Origin of the sequence: Paraburkholderia sp. GAS348 (genome assembly GCF_050434205.1) — a bacterium.
Classification (GTDB): domain Bacteria; phylum Pseudomonadota; class Gammaproteobacteria; order Burkholderiales; family Burkholderiaceae; genus Paraburkholderia.
Genome location: NZ_JBNPVT010000025.1, coordinates 47,302 through 62,482, shown reverse-complemented (window position 1 = coordinate 62,482; position 15,181 = coordinate 47,302). Strand labels below are relative to the sequence as shown.

The following is a 15,181-nucleotide window of genomic DNA, read 5'->3' as shown; positions in this document are numbered from 1 at the left end:
ACATTTCAACTGCGGTTCCGCATATTTGTAGTTTTTACAGCTTGTTACAGGGGTGTCAGAGAGCCGGGTGCCAGCCGATGCGCTTCTGTGAAATCGCGCCGCGTGACCGTGTTCATGTCGCGCTGCGGCGGGTTTTCACCAGTGCTACCATCGCTTGAAACACGTCAATATGGCGACCCCGGCCTTACGCATTCACAAGATGCGGCGGTCCAAAAAAGTTTTGGTGATCCCAAACTCGGTGGAGGAGAACACATAATGAATGCCCCGCTAGACGCAGGTCAGCGAGCCTCGCTCGAAGCCGCGCTATCTTCCGTCACGCTCGACGACAAATACACCCTCGAACGTGGCCGCGCGTACATGAGCGGCATCCAGGCGCTAGTGCGTCTGCCGATGCTGCAGCAGGAACGCGACCAGGCCGCTGGGCTCAATACCGCCGGCTTCATTTCCGGTTACCGTGGATCGCCTCTCGGCGGACTCGACCAATCCTTGTGGAAGGCGAAACAGCATCTCGCCGCACATCGCGTCGTGTTCCAACCCGGCGTCAACGAAGACCTCGCGGCCACCGCCGTGTGGGGTTCACAGCAGGTCAATCTGTACCCGAGCGCCAAATACGATGGCGTCTTCTCGATGTGGTACGGCAAGGGCCCGGGCGTCGACCGTTCCGGCGACGTCTTCAAGCATGGCAATTCGGCTGGCTCGGCGCAACACGGCGGCGTTCTCGTGCTCGCCGGCGACGACCACGCCGCCAAATCCTCGACGCTCGCGCACCAATCGGAACACATCTTCAAGGCGTGTGGCCTGCCGGTGCTGTTTCCATCGAACGTGCAGGAATATCTGGACTTCGGCCTGCATGGTTGGGCGATGAGCCGCTATTCCGGGCTGTGGGTGGCGATGAAGTGCGTGACCGACGTGGTCGAATCGTCGGCTTCGGTCGACATCGATCCGCACCGCACGAAAATCATTCTGCCGGACGACTTCGCCATGCCCGAAGGCGGTCTGAACATTCGCTGGCCAGATCCGCCACTGGTGCAGGAAGCGCGTCTACTCGACTACAAGTGGTACGCAGCGCTCGCTTATGTGCGCGCGAACAAACTGGACCGCGTCGAAATCGATTCGCCACACGCCCGTTTCGGCATCATGACGGGCGGCAAGGCATACCTCGACGTGCGTCAGGCGCTGACCGATCTCGGTCTCGACGACGAAACCTGTTCGCGCATCGGCATCCGCCTGTATAAGGTCGGCTGTGTATGGCCGCTCGAGGCGCAAGGTGCGCACGCGTTCGCTCGCGGTCTCGAGGAAATTCTGGTGATTGAAGAAAAACGCCAGATCCTCGAATACGCAATCAAGGAAGAACTGTACAACTGGCCCGATGCGCAGCGTCCGCGTGTGTTCGGCAAGTTCGACGAGAAGGACGGCGCAGGTGGCGAATGGTCGGTGCCGATGGGCAACTGGCTGCTGCCGGCCCACTACGAACTTTCGCCGGCGATCATCGCCAAGGCGATCGCCACGCGGCTCGACAAGTTCGACCTGCCGTCCGACGTGCGTGCGCGCATTGCGACGCGCATCGCGGTAATCGAAGCGAAAGAAAAAGCCTTGGCGCGTCCGCGCGTCGAAGCCGAGCGCAAGCCGTGGTTCTGCTCGGGCTGTCCGCACAACACGTCGACGAATGTGCCGGAAGGCTCGCGCGCAATGGCCGGCATCGGCTGCCACTACATGACCGTGTGGATGGACCGCAGCACCAGCACCTTCAGCCAGATGGGCGGCGAAGGCGTCGCGTGGATCGGCCAGGCGCCGTTCACCAATGACAAGCACGTGTTCGCCAACCTCGGCGACGGCACCTACTTCCACTCGGGCCTGCTCGCGATTCGCGCGGCGATCGCGTCGAAGGCGAATATCACCTACAAGATTCTCTATAACGACGCGGTCGCGATGACGGGCGGCCAACCGGTCGACGGCGTGCTGACCGTGCCGCAGATTACGCATCAACTCGCCGCCGAAGGCGCGACGAAGATCGTGATCGTCACCGATGAGCCGGAGAAGTACTCCGTGAACGTCGGGCTCGCGCCCGGCATCGACATTCACCATCGCGACAAGCTCGACGAAGTTCAGCGCCAGCTGCGCGAGATTTCCGGCACCACGATCCTGATCTACGACCAGACCTGCGCGACCGAGAAGCGCCGCCGCAGGAAGCGCGGCACGTATCCGGACCCGGCGCGGCGTGTCGTGATCAACGAAGCAGTGTGCGAAGGCTGCGGCGATTGCTCGGTGAAGTCGAATTGCCTGTCTGTGGAGCCGCTCGATACCGAGTACGGCACCAAACGCCAGATCAATCAGTCGACCTGCAACAAGGACTTCTCGTGCGTGAACGGGTTCTGCCCGAGCTTCGTATCCGTCGAAGGGGGGCAGTTGCGCAAGCCGAAGGCGGCTTCCGGCATTGTCGGTGACGCGATGCCGCCCGTGCCGGAACCCGAACTACCGTCGATCGCGCGCCCTTATGGGGTGCTGGTGACGGGCGTCGGCGGCACGGGCGTCGTGACGATCGGCGCATTGCTCGGGATGGCCGCGCACCTGGAAAACAAAGGCGTCACGGTACTCGACGTCACCGGCCTCGCGCAAAAGGGCGGCGCCGTGATGAGCCACGTGCAGATCGCCCAGAACCCGGGCGACATACACGCGACCCGCATCGCCATGGGCGAAGCAAGTCTCGTGATCGGTTGCGACGCGATCGTTACCGCCAGCGACGAATGCGTCTCGCGGATGCAGGTGGGCCGTACCCGTGTCGTGCTCAATAGCGCGCACACGCCGACCGCCGAGCTCATCAAGAACCCGAACTGGCGCTTCCCGGGCAGCAGCACTGAAGCGGACGTGCGTGCTGGTGCGGGCGACGACGGTGTCGATATGGTCGACGCGAATCACTTCGCCGTCGCGCTGCTTGGTGACGCGATCTACACGAATCCGTTCGTGCTCGGCTACGCATGGCAACGCGGCTGGGTGCCGCTAACCTATCAATCGCTGATGCGCGCGATCGAGCTGAACAACGTGCAGATCGAGAAGAACCGTGCGGCATTCGAATGGGGTCGCCGTGCTGCGCACGATCTGGCGGCGGTGCGCAAGCTCGCGCAATCGCAAGGACGCGGTGCCGCAGCGGAAACGGCAAGCAGCAAGATCATCTCGCTGCACACGCCGAAGGCGCTCGACACGCTGATCGACAAGCGCGCCGACTATCTTGCCGCGTACCAGAATGCGGCTTACGCGGACCGTTATCGTGCGTTGGTGTCGCAAGTGCGTGTGGCGGAATCAACGCTCGATTCGATCGACGGCCAGTTGCCGTTGACCGAAGCGGTCGCGAAGAACCTGCACAAGCTGATGGCTTACAAGGACGAGTACGAAGTCGCACGACTCTATAGCGATCCAGCGTTCATCGAAAAACTGAAGGCGAATTTCGAAGGCGACTGGAAGCTGCACATTCACCTCGCGCCGCCGACGTTCTCGAAGAAAGACGCACAAGGTCATCTGGTGAAGAAGAAGTATGGACCTTGGGTGTTCAGCGCCATGCACGTGCTCGCAAAACTCAAGTTCCTGCGCGGGACTGCGCTCGACGTGTTCGGCAAGACAGAGGAGCGTCGCACGGAGCGAGCGCTGATCGTCGAATACGAAGCACTGGTACGCGAACTGATCGGCGGCCTGACCGCGCAGAAGCGTGAGCTGGCTGCCGAACTGGCGAATCTGCCGGACGGCATCCGCGGCTACGGGCACGTGAAGGAAAATAATCTGAAAGGCGTGCGGGTCAAATGGAACGACTTGCTGACGCGCTGGCGCTCGCCGGAAACGGGAAAGGCGCAGCACGCGGCATGATCTTGCTGGCTTGACCGGCTGGCGTCGGCCTGAAATGGAAAAGGCGGCTGTCCTCGCGGACAGTCGCCTTTTTTTGCCTGCTCCGACACGTGATGCGTGTGTACAAGAACAAGCGGTACTGCTCCTTCCAACAACACAACAACAACCAACCAAAAACAAACAACTACCAAACAGCTACTTCAACTTCCAACTGCTACTTCAACTGCCAACTGCTACTTCAACCACCAACTGCTACTTCAACCACCAACTGCTACTTCAACTGCCAACTGCTACTTCAACCACCAACTGCTACTTCAACCACCAACTGCTACTTCAACTACCAACTGCTACTTCAACTACCAGCTGCTACTTCAACTACCAACTGCTACTTCAACCACCAACTGCTACTTCAACCACCAACTGCTACTTCAACCACCAACTGCTACTTCAACCACCAACTGCTACTTCAACTGCCAACTACAACAACACACACTTACTGCCGGTACTACAACCCATTGGTACTACTGCCTTCACCACCAGAACTACTGCTACTGCCACTACGAACTTCCCAACACGAGAGGAAGCGCAGCGCCTGACGCGATGCAAGGATTGACCAGCCGACTGTTCCGTTGCCATCGCGTTGTGCTGCGCTTCAGAAGTAACTTTACAAAAGTGTCACAGCGAATCGAATAGGAGCATTCTTAAAGCTCAGCTAGCCCCCTAAGAATTCCTCAGACCAGCAGCCACCAAAATAAGAACGCGCAAATAAAAAAACGCCACGGAATCAACTTCCGTGACGTTCTCTTAGCTTGCCAGCGAACGCCCCAATGCGGCGCCGCTTCAAGCATCAACCTATTCGCGTTACTGCGCGCTCACCTGCTTGCGTGCGTTGGCCGAAGCCACCGCCGTCATGTTGATGATCCGGCGCACAGTCGCAGCCGGCGTCAGGATGTGCACCGGCTTTTCCGCGCCCAGCAGGAACGGACCCACCGTCACGCCCTCGCCGCCGATCATCTTCAGCAGGTTGTACGTGATGTTTGCCGCTTCCACGTTCGGCATGATCAGCAGGTTCGCTTCGCCGGTCAGCGTCGTGCCCGGGAACGCAGCCTTGCGGACGGCTTCCGACAATGCCGCGTCGCCATGCATCTCACCGTCGATCTCGAGCGAAGGCGCACGCTCGACGATCAGCTTGCGAGCCGCGGCCATGCGTTGCGACGACGAAGACGGCGCGCTGCCGAAGTTCGAATTCGACAGCAACGCAACCTTCGGCGTGATACCGAATTTCTCGATTTCACCCGCAGCCAGCATCGTCATGTCCGCGAGCTGTTCGGCGGTCGGCATTTCGTTCACGTACGTGTCGCAGATGAACAGGTTACGGCCCGGCAGCATCAGCAGATTCATTGCAGCGAAGTTCTGCACGTTATCCGCCTTGCCCAGCACCTGCTCGATGAACTCGAGATGCGCGTGATACTGGCCGATCATCCCGCAGATCATGCCGTCAGCTTCGCCGAGGCGCACGAGGATCGCGCCGATCAGCGTGTTGAACTTGCGCATCGCGGCCTTCGCGACGTCCGGCGTCACGCCTTCGCGCGCGCCAAGTTCGTGGTATGCCTGCCAGCATTGCTGATAGCGCGGATCGTCTTCCGGATCGACGACTTCGAAGTCTTCACCACATTTCAGTTTCGAACCCATCTTCTTCAGACGCATCTCGATCACCGACGGACGGCCGACCAGAATCGGCTTGGCGATCTTTTCCAGCAGCACGAATTGCGCGGCGCGCAGCACGCGCTCGTCTTCACCTTCGGCGAACACGATACGCGCCGGCTCTGACTTCGCCGCGGCGAACACCGGACGCATCACCATGCCGGTGCGGTACACCGTTGCGCCGAGTACTTCGCGGTACGCGTCCATATCCTTGATCGGACGGGTCGCGACGCCCGAGTCCATCGCGGCTTGCGCAACAGCCGGCGCGATCTTGATGATCAGGCGCGGATCGAACGGCTTCGGGATCAGGTAGTCGGGACCGAACTCGAGCGAGTGACCTTCGTAGGCCTTGGCGACTTCATCGCCCTGATCGGTCTCTTCTGCCAGTTCCGCAATCGCACGCACGCACGCGAGCTTCATTTCTTCCGTGATCGTGGTTGCGCCGACATCCAGCGCGCCGCGGAAGATGAACGGGAAGCACAGCACGTTGTTGACCTGGTTCGGGTAGTCCGAACGGCCTGTCGCGACGATGCAGTCCGGGCGCACCTTCTTCGCTTCTTCCGGACGGATTTCCGGTTCCGGATTCGCCAGCGCCAGAATCAGCGGCTGCGTACCCATTTCCGCGACCATTTCCGGCTTCAGCACGCCGCCGCTCGAACAGCCAAGGAACACGTCGGCGCCGCGACTCGCATCGGCCAGCGTGCGCGCTTCGGTATTAGCCGCGTAACGTTCCTTCGACGGATCCAGGTTGCCGCGCCCTTCGTAGATCACACCCTTCGAATCGACAACGAGCACATTCTTCTTCGACAGGCCCAGATTCACCAGCAGATCCAGACACGCGATCGCAGCCGCGCCCGCGCCCGAACACACCAGCTTCACTTCGTCGAGTTTCTTACCGACCACTTTCAGGCCGTTCAGGATCGCCGCCGAAGCGATGATCGCAGTGCCGTGCTGATCGTCATGGAAGACGGGAATCTTCATGCGCTCGCGCAGCTTCTTTTCGATGTAGAAGCACTCAGGCGCCTTGATGTCTTCAAGATTGATGCCGCCCAAGGTCGGCTCGAGCATCGCGATCGCTTCAACCAGCTTGTCCGGATCCGACTCGGAGAGTTCGATGTCGAACACGTCGATGCCGGCGAACTTCTTGAACAGGCAACCCTTGCCTTCCATCACCGGCTTCGCAGCGAGCGGGCCGATATTGCCGAGACCGAGCACGGCCGTACCGTTCGTGATCACGCCGACGAGGTTGCCGCGCGACGTGTACTTCTGCGCGTCGAGCGGGTCTTCGTAGATCGCCATGCAGGCTGCGGCGACGCCCGGCGAGTAGGCGAGCGACAGATCGAGCTGGTTCGAGAGCGGCTTGGTGGGCGTGACCGAAATCTTGCCGGGTTTCGGAAACTGGTGGTAAGCGAGAGCGCTTTGCTTAAGTTGTTCGTCCATTTTTTAGCCTGCGAGACGTAAGTAATTGGGCCCGGCACAGCGCACCGTTGGCGTCGCTTCGCGTCCATCGAATGGATAATCGACTGCGGCGGTTTTCGCATGCGCCGGTTCGGCGCGGCTTCGGACCTCGGCGGAGGGCAAGACGGTGCGGAGTGCTATGCGGGCCGATTAGTGTACACCCCGAATGCGTCGATGCACTGAGTGGTTAACTCGGCTCGCCATCGGCGAAACACCGGCCCGCAATGCTGCAGCGCCGCATCCGGCGGCCATTTTGTGAATGACCGCGCGTGCCTCATGCCCGGATCAAGCATGGGTCAAGCGCGAGTCACGCGCGAGTCATTCGAGCTCGGCGCCGCGTCGTTCGGGAATCAGAAAGAGCGTCGCGAAAACGTCGAGCAGATAGATCGATGCGAGCAAAGCGAGCGCGGCGCCGAATGAATAGCGTGCGGCCAACGCGCCCACGACCACCGGCCCGAAACCGCCGACCGCCCGGCCGACGTTGAACAGCACGTTCTGCGCGGTGGCGCGTGCATCGGTTGGATATAGCTCGGATATCAGCGCGCCGTAGCCGCCGATCATCCCGTTGACGAACACACCCATGGCTGCGCCGCCGATCAGCAGCGCCATCGGCGTTGTCAGATGAGCGTAGACGAATACCATCACCACCGCGCCCACCTGGTAGAACAGGAAGGCCGGCTTGCGGCCGAACCGGTCGGCGGCCATGCCGAACAGCCAGATGCCACACGCCATGCCGAGAACCGTCGCGGCGGTCCAGACGCCGGACCTGGTCAGCGAGTAGCCGAACGTCTTCGACAAATAGCTCGGAAGCCAGATCATCAGTCCGTAATAGCCGAAGTTCTGTACTGAACAGAGAATCGCGATACCGATGCTGGCGCGCGCGGTGCGTGCGTCGGCCACCAGCAATTTGAACGGCAGCTTACGCATTCCACGTGCAACGCGCTCGGTGAACAGCGCTGGCTCCTCGACGCTGCGCCGCACGAAAAACGACACCACGGCAGGCAGCAATCCAAGCGCGAACATGCCGCGCCAGCCGATCACCGGCAGCAGCAGCGGCGTCAGCAACGCGGCCGCGAGCACCCCGAGTTGCCATCCCAGCCCGACATAGGACGACACGCGTGCCCGCTGCGACGCCGGCCACGCTTCAGCCACCAGCGTCATGCCGATGCCAAACTCGCCGCCGAGGCCAATGCCTGCAATGGTCCGATAGGCCAGCAGGTCTGGATAACCCTGCGCCAGCGCGCATAGGCCGGTAAAGACGGCGAAGATCAAGATCGTCCACGTCAGCATTCGCACGCGGCCGAAATAGTCGCTTAAAACGCCGAAAATCAGGCCCCCAGCGACAGCGCCAATCAGCGTCCACGTAACAAGCGAGCCTGCCTGCGCGGAACTCAGATGCAGATCCGCGGCGATCACCGGCAGCATGAAGCCGAGGATCAGCAGATCGAAGCCGTCCAGCGCGTAACCGAGCACCGACGCGATCAGCGCACGTCCCGCATAGCCGCTTTTGGCAGCGCCACTTTCGGCAGGGCCACTTTTGGCAGGGCCACTTTTGGCGGATTTACGGGTCTCGGTAGAAGAAGCGGCAGTCATTGAAAGCATTCCGTAGGGCATGGGCGGCCATGCGTACACGGCCGCCAGGAAATTCGCGTGAGTGTAAAGGCAAGGCACCCTGGGCCGCTCGCAAGCAAACCAGAAAGCAGGCCGAAAACCAGCCCGGGAAGCAGCAATAGTGCTGCCCCGAACGAACCTTGCAAGTTCCGTTCAGCGCGGCCGTTATGACCGCCATTCGCGGCCGGCACGTATGACGGCCACCTCGGGAGAGCCCATTTCGGGTAAAATGCCGGCCTACGCGCGCAGCAAAAGCCGGCCTGCACTCCACTGACCGGCCGCGTAATTGCCTATCAAGGCGCCGCCCATCATGGCGCGGCATACCCCGCTTGTTGCGCCACCGGGCTCCGCGCCCGCTTCTCCTCGCTCACACCCAAGGATCCGCCCATGACAGGCTTCGATCGACAGACGATCTCCGACACCACCGCAAAGATGCTGCTGGAAGTGCAAGCAGTGCACTTCAACGCGGAGAAACCGTACATTTTCACGTCCGGCTGGGCGAGCCCAGTTTATATCGACTGCCGCAAGCTGATCTCTTATCCGCGCGTGCGCCGCGGCCTGATGGAAATGGCCGAAGCCACGATCCTGCGCGACGTCGGCTATGAGCAGATCGACGCGGTGGCCGGTGGCGAAACGGCTGGCATCCCGTTCGCGGCGTGGCTCTCCGACCGTTTGATGGTGCCGATGCAATACGTGCGCAAGAAGCCGAAGGGTTTCGGTCGTAACGCGCAGATCGAAGGTCTGCTGACCGAAGGGCAACGCGTGCTGCTGGTCGAAGATCTGACCACGGACAGCCGCAGCAAGGTCAACTTCATCAATGCGCTGCGCACCGCCGGCGCGACAGTGAACCACTGCTTCGTGCTGTTCCACTACAACATCTTCAAGGAAAGCGTGTCGGTGCTGAAAGACATCGACGTCGATTTGCACGCACTTGCCACGTGGTGGGACGTGTTGCGCGTCGCCAAGGCAAACAACTACTTCGACGCCAAAACGCTCGACGAAGTGGAAAAATTCCTGCACGCGCCGGCCGAATGGTCTGCGGCACACGGCGGCGCCAACGCGACGCCGCAGTAAGCGCAGCCGCTTAATGCGGATGGAATGAAAAAACGCCGCCTGTCGACGAGACAGGTGGCGTTTTTCATTGAATTCGTCCAACCGAACGAAAGTACGACCGCGGCTAGGACGCGCTACCAGTGTCGTCGACCGAGTGCGACGACAGATTCAGCAAGCCGTTACTCTGCGCGTACTGGAACAACTCGGAATCGCGATCGATACCGAGCTTGCGCATAGCCGTATTCTTCTGCGTGCTGATCGTCTTGATGCTGCGATTGAGCTGCTCCGCGATCTCCTTGATCGTCATGCCCGACACGAACAGGCGCACAACCTCGAGTTCGCGCCGGGACAGCATCACTTCTTCGTCCTTGCCGCCGGCATTCATGCGCAGCGTATCGAGCGACGCCTTGACGGACGGGCTCATGTATTCCAGTTTGCGGCTGACGTGCTGCACCGCGAGTCCGATGTGGCTCAGATCGTCCGATTTGTTGACGACCGAGGTCACGCCGAGTTCGCTCAGCCGCTTGAGCAACGCGGCGTTTTCCAGCATCGTCAGCACGACGATGGGAAGGTCGGGAAAATTGCGGCGCAGATAGCCGATCAGCGGCAAACCATCGCCGTATTGGCCGCCTGGCATCGCCAGATCCGTGACGAGCACATCACACTCAACGGTTTGCAACACCTTGACCAGTTCGGTCGACTGTCGCGCACGCGCGACGACCTGCAGACCTGGAAACTTGAGCAAAGCCTGTTCGGCGCCGAACAGAATCACCGGATGGTCGTCAGCGACCACGACCCTGACTGGATCTTGCATTGCCCTCCCCTCGACAGATAAACCACTCTCCAAAACTTCTGACATGCCTTTCTATTCTTGGTACTTGCACTGATCGGGTACGCAGTCTGTATTCGCGCGGACAATTCCTCTGACTATAGCCGATTTCGCCTCTGTCCAGCCCGCCGGCTGGCAACAATGATCCTCCGCAACGCGAATGTTAGACTTGATTCGACCTTGGGGCACAAAATAGGGACAATAATCCTCGCGAGGACAACCGCCTCGCGCCCTGACAGGAGAACCGGCACATGCGCTCGCGTTGCCTGGTTGTTTCGCTTGCTTCGCCGTTCCGCCGTATACCGTCCCTCACCTGCGCGCTGCTGGGTATCGCGCTATGCGCAGCGCATAGCCCTGACGCACTCGCCGAGGGTCTGTTCACGCTGACCAGCGCCAGCTTCCATGCGGGCGGCACCGTGGATGAGGCCCAGGTTTTCAATCAGGACGACTGCAAAGGCGGCAATCGTTCGCCGCAATTGACTTGGCGCGATGCGCCGGCCGGCACGCGCAGCTTCGCAGTCACGGTGTTCGATCAGGATGCGCCCGGCCGCGGCTGGTGGCACTGGGCGGTTGCGGCCATTCCGGCGAGCGTCGACAGCTTGCCGGAAAACGCCAGCGCGTCGGGTTTCCTGAAAAAACTCGGCGCAGTCGAAGCGCGCAACGACTTCGATATCGACGGCTACGGTGGCCCTTGCCCGCCGCCCGGCAAACCTCATCGCTATGTCGTCACCGTTTATGCGCTGAGCTCCGCGGACCTGCGCCTCGCGCAGGGGCGCCCGGCGCTCATGTTCGATCACGAGATCGGCACCGCCGCGCTCGGCAGCGCGCGGATGGTGGTCAACTATGGACGGTAGCGGCGCGCGTCAGTAATGTGCAACTGAGCGGCGTACGCGATGCTTGTCGACGTCGCGTCGCTACGCGCGCACCGTTGCCGTGCTGACCTCTGCTTTTTCATCCTGCCGGAGCGTGCCATGTCGAAGATCGTCATCGTTTATCACAGCGGCTATGGCCACACGAAGAAAGTTGCCGATGCCGTGCTGGCCGGCACGCTGGAAGCTGGCGCGGACGCGAAACTCATGCCCGTCGGCGAAATCGACGACGCTGCCTGGACAGAACTGGCGGCCGCGGACGCCATCATCTTCGGCGCGCCGACCTACATGGGCGGGCCGTCCGCCGACTTCAAGAAATTCGCCGATGCGAGTTCGAAACCGTGGTTCGGCCAAACGTGGAGGGACAAGATCGCGGCCGGCTTCACCAACTCGGCGGCCATGAACGGCGACAAGTTCTCGACGATCCAGTACTTCGTCACGCTGGCGATGCAACACAGCATGATCTGGGTGGGCACCGGCATGATGCCGTCGAATACCAAGGCGGCAACCCGCAACGATCTGAACTACGTGGGCGGCTTTACCGGTCTGCTGGCGCAGTCCCCTGCGGATGCATCGCCGGAAGAAGCGCCGCCCGCGGGCGATCTGGAAACGGCGCGGATGTTCGGCGCGCGCGTTGCCGCCGTGACGGCGCGGTGGAACGCGGGGGTTCGATAACGGGCTGTCCGCAGGCTCGCACGAAGACGCCGCGCGCTCGAGGCAGACACCGCGCCTGACAGAATGTGGATGGCGCGGCCGGTGGCAAGCGCCGTTAATCTGCCCGGAACCTGCCAGCATCGGCTCACATCTGTCGCGTAACCCGTCACGCCGATGTCACTTTCGGCGCGCATCGTCGTTTTTTCACCCCCTTTTCGCGCACCTGCCGCGATCAGGTCTTAAAATAGCGTTCCGGCGCGGCGTCGCGCCCCGTTTCCAGCAAGCAAGCCAGTGAGATCGAGATGAGCACGAAAGTTTTTGTCGACGGACAGGAAGGCACGACCGGCCTGAAGATTTTCGAATACCTGTCGCAACGCGCCGACGTGGAGATCCTGCGTATTGAAGAAGCGAAGCGCAAGGACCTCGAAGAGCGCCGTCGTCTCATCAACGCGTCGGACGTCACGTTCCTGTGTCTGCCGGACGTCGCCTCGCGCGAGTCGGCCTCGCTGGTCGAAAACGACCATACCGTGCTGATCGATGCCAGCACGGCCTTCCGTACGTCGGCCGACTGGGCCTACGGCCTGCCCGAACTGGCCCGCTCGCAACGCGAGCGTCTGCGCACAGCGAAACGCATCGCCGTGCCGGGCTGCCATGCATCGGCCTTCGTACTGGCCATGCGTCCGCTCGTCGAAGCCGGCGTTGTGGCGCCGGACTTTGCCGCGCACGCATACTCGATCACCGGTTACAGCGGCGGCGGCAAGAAAATGATTGCCGACTACGAAGCCGGCGGCAACGACAAGCTCAAAAGCCCGCGCCCGTACGCACTCGGTCTCACGCACAAGCACCTGCCTGAAATGGCGGCGCATACGGGCCTCAAGCCGGCGCCGGTGTTCACGCCAATCGTCGGCGACTTCTACAAGGGTCTCGCGGTCACCACCTTCTTCTCGCCGAACCAGCTGGCCAAGAAGACCGCGCCGCAAGACGTGCAGGCGCTGTTCGCCGAGTACTACGCGGGCGAGGCGTTCGTGCACGTCGCTCCGTTCGACGCGGACACGAGCCTCGACGGCGGCTTCTTCGACGTACAAGCGAACAACGACACCAACCGTGTCGATCTGTTCGTGTTCGGCAACGAAGAGCGCTTCGTGACCGTCGCGCGCCTCGATAACCTGGGCAAGGGCGCGTCGGGTGCAGCGATCCAGTGCATGAACCTCGCAATCGGCGCCGCCGAAGAAACAGGCTTGAAACGCTGAGCGAGTTCGACATATAGACGACATCCGCTGTCAATCCGCTTAAAAAGCCGGTCTTTTCAGACCGGCTTTTCTGTTTTAAAAACCTGCCCTCAGAATTCCTCTTTTGCAGTTAATCAGTAGTTGCCCGCATTACTTTAAAAAGAAAAATCGGACCTCTCACCAACTGCCGGTAATTCATTCCTCGAATTGACCCGCACAGCATCGTTTTCCGCATAGGGAAACTCCGGATTTTTTCGCGAACGGTCGTTCGAAGATGATAGAGCCATTTTGCCGTACCGCTTACCTGACAAGGGTATGCGGCGAAGCAACGGTACCGCTGTCGAAGCCAAAATTCCTTTTTTGTTTAAAAGAGCCGCGAGGTCGCACGCAGTATGCGTCCGGCAAAAATCGCGCTGTTTGAATCAACCTTTTTAGACGGCTCATTCAATTGACAGGCAATTAACGCGCAGCGAAATTAGTTCGCACAATTACAGGAAGGGAGACAGCGGTATGTCGTACGCCATTACACGAGGCCTGGCGATGGCCATTGCCACGGCCCCATTCCTCATCGCTTGCGGTGGCGGCAAGGCGGACAATCCCGGCCCGATCAGTGCGCCGCAATGCTCGGGCTCGAGCTGCAGCGTGCAAGGTCCGCCGACTTCGAATGCCGGTCCTGCCGCGCTATGTCCGGCGACTGCCGACATCGTTAAAACAACGTATCTCGGTGGTGCGGGTAGCGGCGAGATCGTGCAGGTGAACATTGACGCGACCGCGATGACGTACACGCTGAAGTGGCTTGAGTCACCGATTCCGTTGCGCACGGGTCAGGTCACACCGACGCGCGCGGGTACGCAGATCACGGGCGCGGTCATCCACCCGCCGACCGGCGCACTGCCGACCGCCGAGCAGACGCGCTGCGCCTTCATTCTCGGCGCGGGTACAGGTACCGGCGTCGGCGACGGTCAGCCTTATACGACACCCGACTTCGTCAACAATCCGAATCCCCCGATGATCCTTGTCGGCCAGGGCGTGGCCGGGGGCGGGATCCCGGGGGCGACCGTGCAGTTCGCTGGAGTCCTGACCTTCGGCGCTGTACCTAGCCGGCATTTCGACTTCTATCCGTTCCTCGGCTTTGCCAGCACCACGACGGACATCACCAAGCTGGTGGGTACCTACAACGCTCTGCTCTACCACCTTTCGCCGACCGCCAACTACGAGACTGTCGCAACCAATTCGGTGGAGACGTTCGACGCAAGCGGCAATTGCACCTCGCCGAGTTCGAGCGGCTGCCTGAGCACCGGTAATGCGCTCACGCTGAACAGCAACGGCTATTTCGACAGCGCGAAACCACCACAGATCGTGAACGGCGGCAGCCCCGCGCCGTTTCGCACCGACCAATCCGGCACTGCTCACATGATCCTCGGACAGATCAACGGCGCGACGGTGCCGCTCGTGGTCCGCACGGGACATGCCAACCCCAGCCTCCTGGCACTGTCCGTCGACGACGAATCCGGCATCGCGATGCTCGCCGCAGCCACGCCGCTTGCATCGGGTGGCTTTGACGGCGGCTACGTCGGCGCGGACTCGAACTTCAAGAACACCGCAACGTTGATCCAGGGCGCGGTCGGCACGTTCATCAATCCGAGCACCTCGGCGGCGGAAAGCGGCTTCGGTCTGGGTTACGGGCTGCCGAGTCCGGGTTTGGTCGGCGTGCAGGACACCAACGGCAAGACCGGTTTTGCGATTGCATCCGGTGGTCTCTACGCCATCGCAATCCAGGGCACGGAGAACGGCGGCATCACGTCGACATCGGCGAATTCGGACACGCCTGGCGCCCCCTACTTCGGCATCGGAGCCCAGATCAGCAAATAAGGAGCGAAGGACCGGCAATGCGCAGTACGAGACATAAACAGAGCAAAAGGTGGCAGGACTGGGAGCCG

The 15,181-nt window shown here is 61.2% G+C and carries 10 protein-coding genes; 7 read left to right on the top strand and 3 right to left on the bottom strand.

Annotated features, from left to right (window positions below; translation table 11 throughout):
* Positions 1–255: 255 nt before the first annotated feature.
* Positions 256–3,855 (top strand): indolepyruvate ferredoxin oxidoreductase family protein, encoded by a 3,600-nt coding sequence (locus P3T22_RS28580; protein WP_429326773.1) that lies wholly within the window; start codon positions 256–258, stop codon positions 3,853–3,855.
* 34 nt (positions 3,856–3,889) lie between these two features.
* Positions 3,890–4,447: a hypothetical protein gene (locus tag P3T22_RS28575; protein WP_429326772.1), complete on the top strand. Its 558-nt coding sequence runs from the start codon at positions 3,890–3,892 to the stop codon at positions 4,445–4,447.
* 248 nt (positions 4,448–4,695) lie between these two features.
* On the opposite strand, the gene P3T22_RS28570 is transcribed toward P3T22_RS28575, so the two are convergent.
* Together P3T22_RS28570 and P3T22_RS28565 are read right to left on the bottom strand one after the other, a co-directional pair.
* On the bottom strand, positions 4,696–6,978 hold the full coding sequence (locus P3T22_RS28570; RefSeq protein ID WP_429326771.1) for an NADP-dependent malic enzyme: 2,283 nt from the start codon (positions 6,976–6,978) through the stop codon (positions 4,696–4,698).
* A 336-nt stretch (positions 6,979–7,314) separates the two neighbouring features.
* Complete coding sequence (locus P3T22_RS28565) at positions 7,315–8,598, bottom strand: MFS transporter (protein ID WP_429326770.1); 1,284 nt, start codon at positions 8,596–8,598, stop codon at positions 7,315–7,317.
* Positions 8,599–8,994: 396 nt separating this feature from the next.
* Between P3T22_RS28565 and P3T22_RS28560 the strand changes: the two genes are divergently transcribed.
* Positions 8,995–9,681, top strand: coding sequence for an orotate phosphoribosyltransferase (locus P3T22_RS28560; protein ID WP_063497552.1), 687 nt, complete (start codon positions 8,995–8,997; stop codon positions 9,679–9,681).
* Positions 9,682–9,784: 103 nt separating this feature from the next.
* Here P3T22_RS28560 and P3T22_RS28555 read toward each other — a convergent pair whose 3' ends face one another.
* Positions 9,785–10,474 carry a response regulator gene (locus P3T22_RS28555; protein WP_429326769.1) on the bottom strand — a complete coding sequence of 230 codons (690 nt, stop codon included), beginning with the start codon at positions 10,472–10,474 and terminating at the stop codon, positions 9,785–9,787.
* Between the two features lie 266 nt (positions 10,475–10,740).
* Here P3T22_RS28555 and P3T22_RS28550 point away from each other — a divergent pair, with 266 nt between their 5' ends.
* From P3T22_RS28550 to P3T22_RS28535, 4 genes are all read left to right on the top strand, one after another.
* A complete protein-coding gene (locus tag P3T22_RS28550; protein WP_429326768.1) occupies positions 10,741–11,343 on the top strand; it encodes a YbhB/YbcL family Raf kinase inhibitor-like protein in 603 nt (200 codons plus the stop codon).
* Between the two features lie 117 nt (positions 11,344–11,460).
* Positions 11,461–12,033: a flavodoxin family protein gene (locus P3T22_RS28545; protein ID WP_429326767.1), complete on the top strand. Its 573-nt coding sequence runs from the start codon at positions 11,461–11,463 to the stop codon at positions 12,031–12,033.
* A 281-nt stretch (positions 12,034–12,314) separates the two neighbouring features.
* On the top strand, positions 12,315–13,262 hold the full coding sequence (argC, locus tag P3T22_RS28540; RefSeq protein WP_429326766.1) for an N-acetyl-gamma-glutamyl-phosphate reductase: 948 nt from the start codon (positions 12,315–12,317) through the stop codon (positions 13,260–13,262).
* Between the two features lie 489 nt (positions 13,263–13,751).
* Positions 13,752–15,113, top strand: a complete 1,362-nt coding sequence (locus P3T22_RS28535; RefSeq protein ID WP_429326765.1) for a DUF2957 domain-containing protein — start codon at positions 13,752–13,754, stop codon at positions 15,111–15,113.
* The last annotated feature ends 68 nt before the right edge of the window (positions 15,114–15,181 follow it).

Bases quoted from the DNA above. Each gene is read 5' to 3' on its own strand.
- P3T22_RS28535 (WP_429326765.1), top strand. From the start codon at position 13,752: ATGTCGTACGCCATTACACGAGGCCTGGCGATGGCCATTGCCACGGCC.
- argC (WP_429326766.1), top strand. From the start codon at position 12,315: ATGAGCACGAAAGTTTTTGTCGACGGACAGGAAGGCACGACCGGCCTG.
- P3T22_RS28545 (WP_429326767.1), top strand. From the start codon at position 11,461: ATGTCGAAGATCGTCATCGTTTATCACAGCGGCTATGGCCACACGAAG.
- P3T22_RS28570 (WP_429326771.1), bottom strand. From the start codon at position 6,978: ATGGACGAACAACTTAAGCAAAGCGCTCTCGCTTACCACCAGTTTCCG.
- P3T22_RS28550 (WP_429326768.1), top strand. From the start codon at position 10,741: ATGCGCTCGCGTTGCCTGGTTGTTTCGCTTGCTTCGCCGTTCCGCCGT.
- P3T22_RS28565 (WP_429326770.1), bottom strand. From the start codon at position 8,598: ATGCTTTCAATGACTGCCGCTTCTTCTACCGAGACCCGTAAATCCGCC.
- P3T22_RS28560 (WP_063497552.1), top strand. From the start codon at position 8,995: ATGACAGGCTTCGATCGACAGACGATCTCCGACACCACCGCAAAGATG.
- P3T22_RS28580 (WP_429326773.1), top strand. From the start codon at position 256: ATGAATGCCCCGCTAGACGCAGGTCAGCGAGCCTCGCTCGAAGCCGCG.
- P3T22_RS28555 (WP_429326769.1), bottom strand. From the start codon at position 10,474: ATGCAAGATCCAGTCAGGGTCGTGGTCGCTGACGACCATCCGGTGATT.
- P3T22_RS28575 (WP_429326772.1), top strand. From the start codon at position 3,890: ATGGAAAAGGCGGCTGTCCTCGCGGACAGTCGCCTTTTTTTGCCTGCT.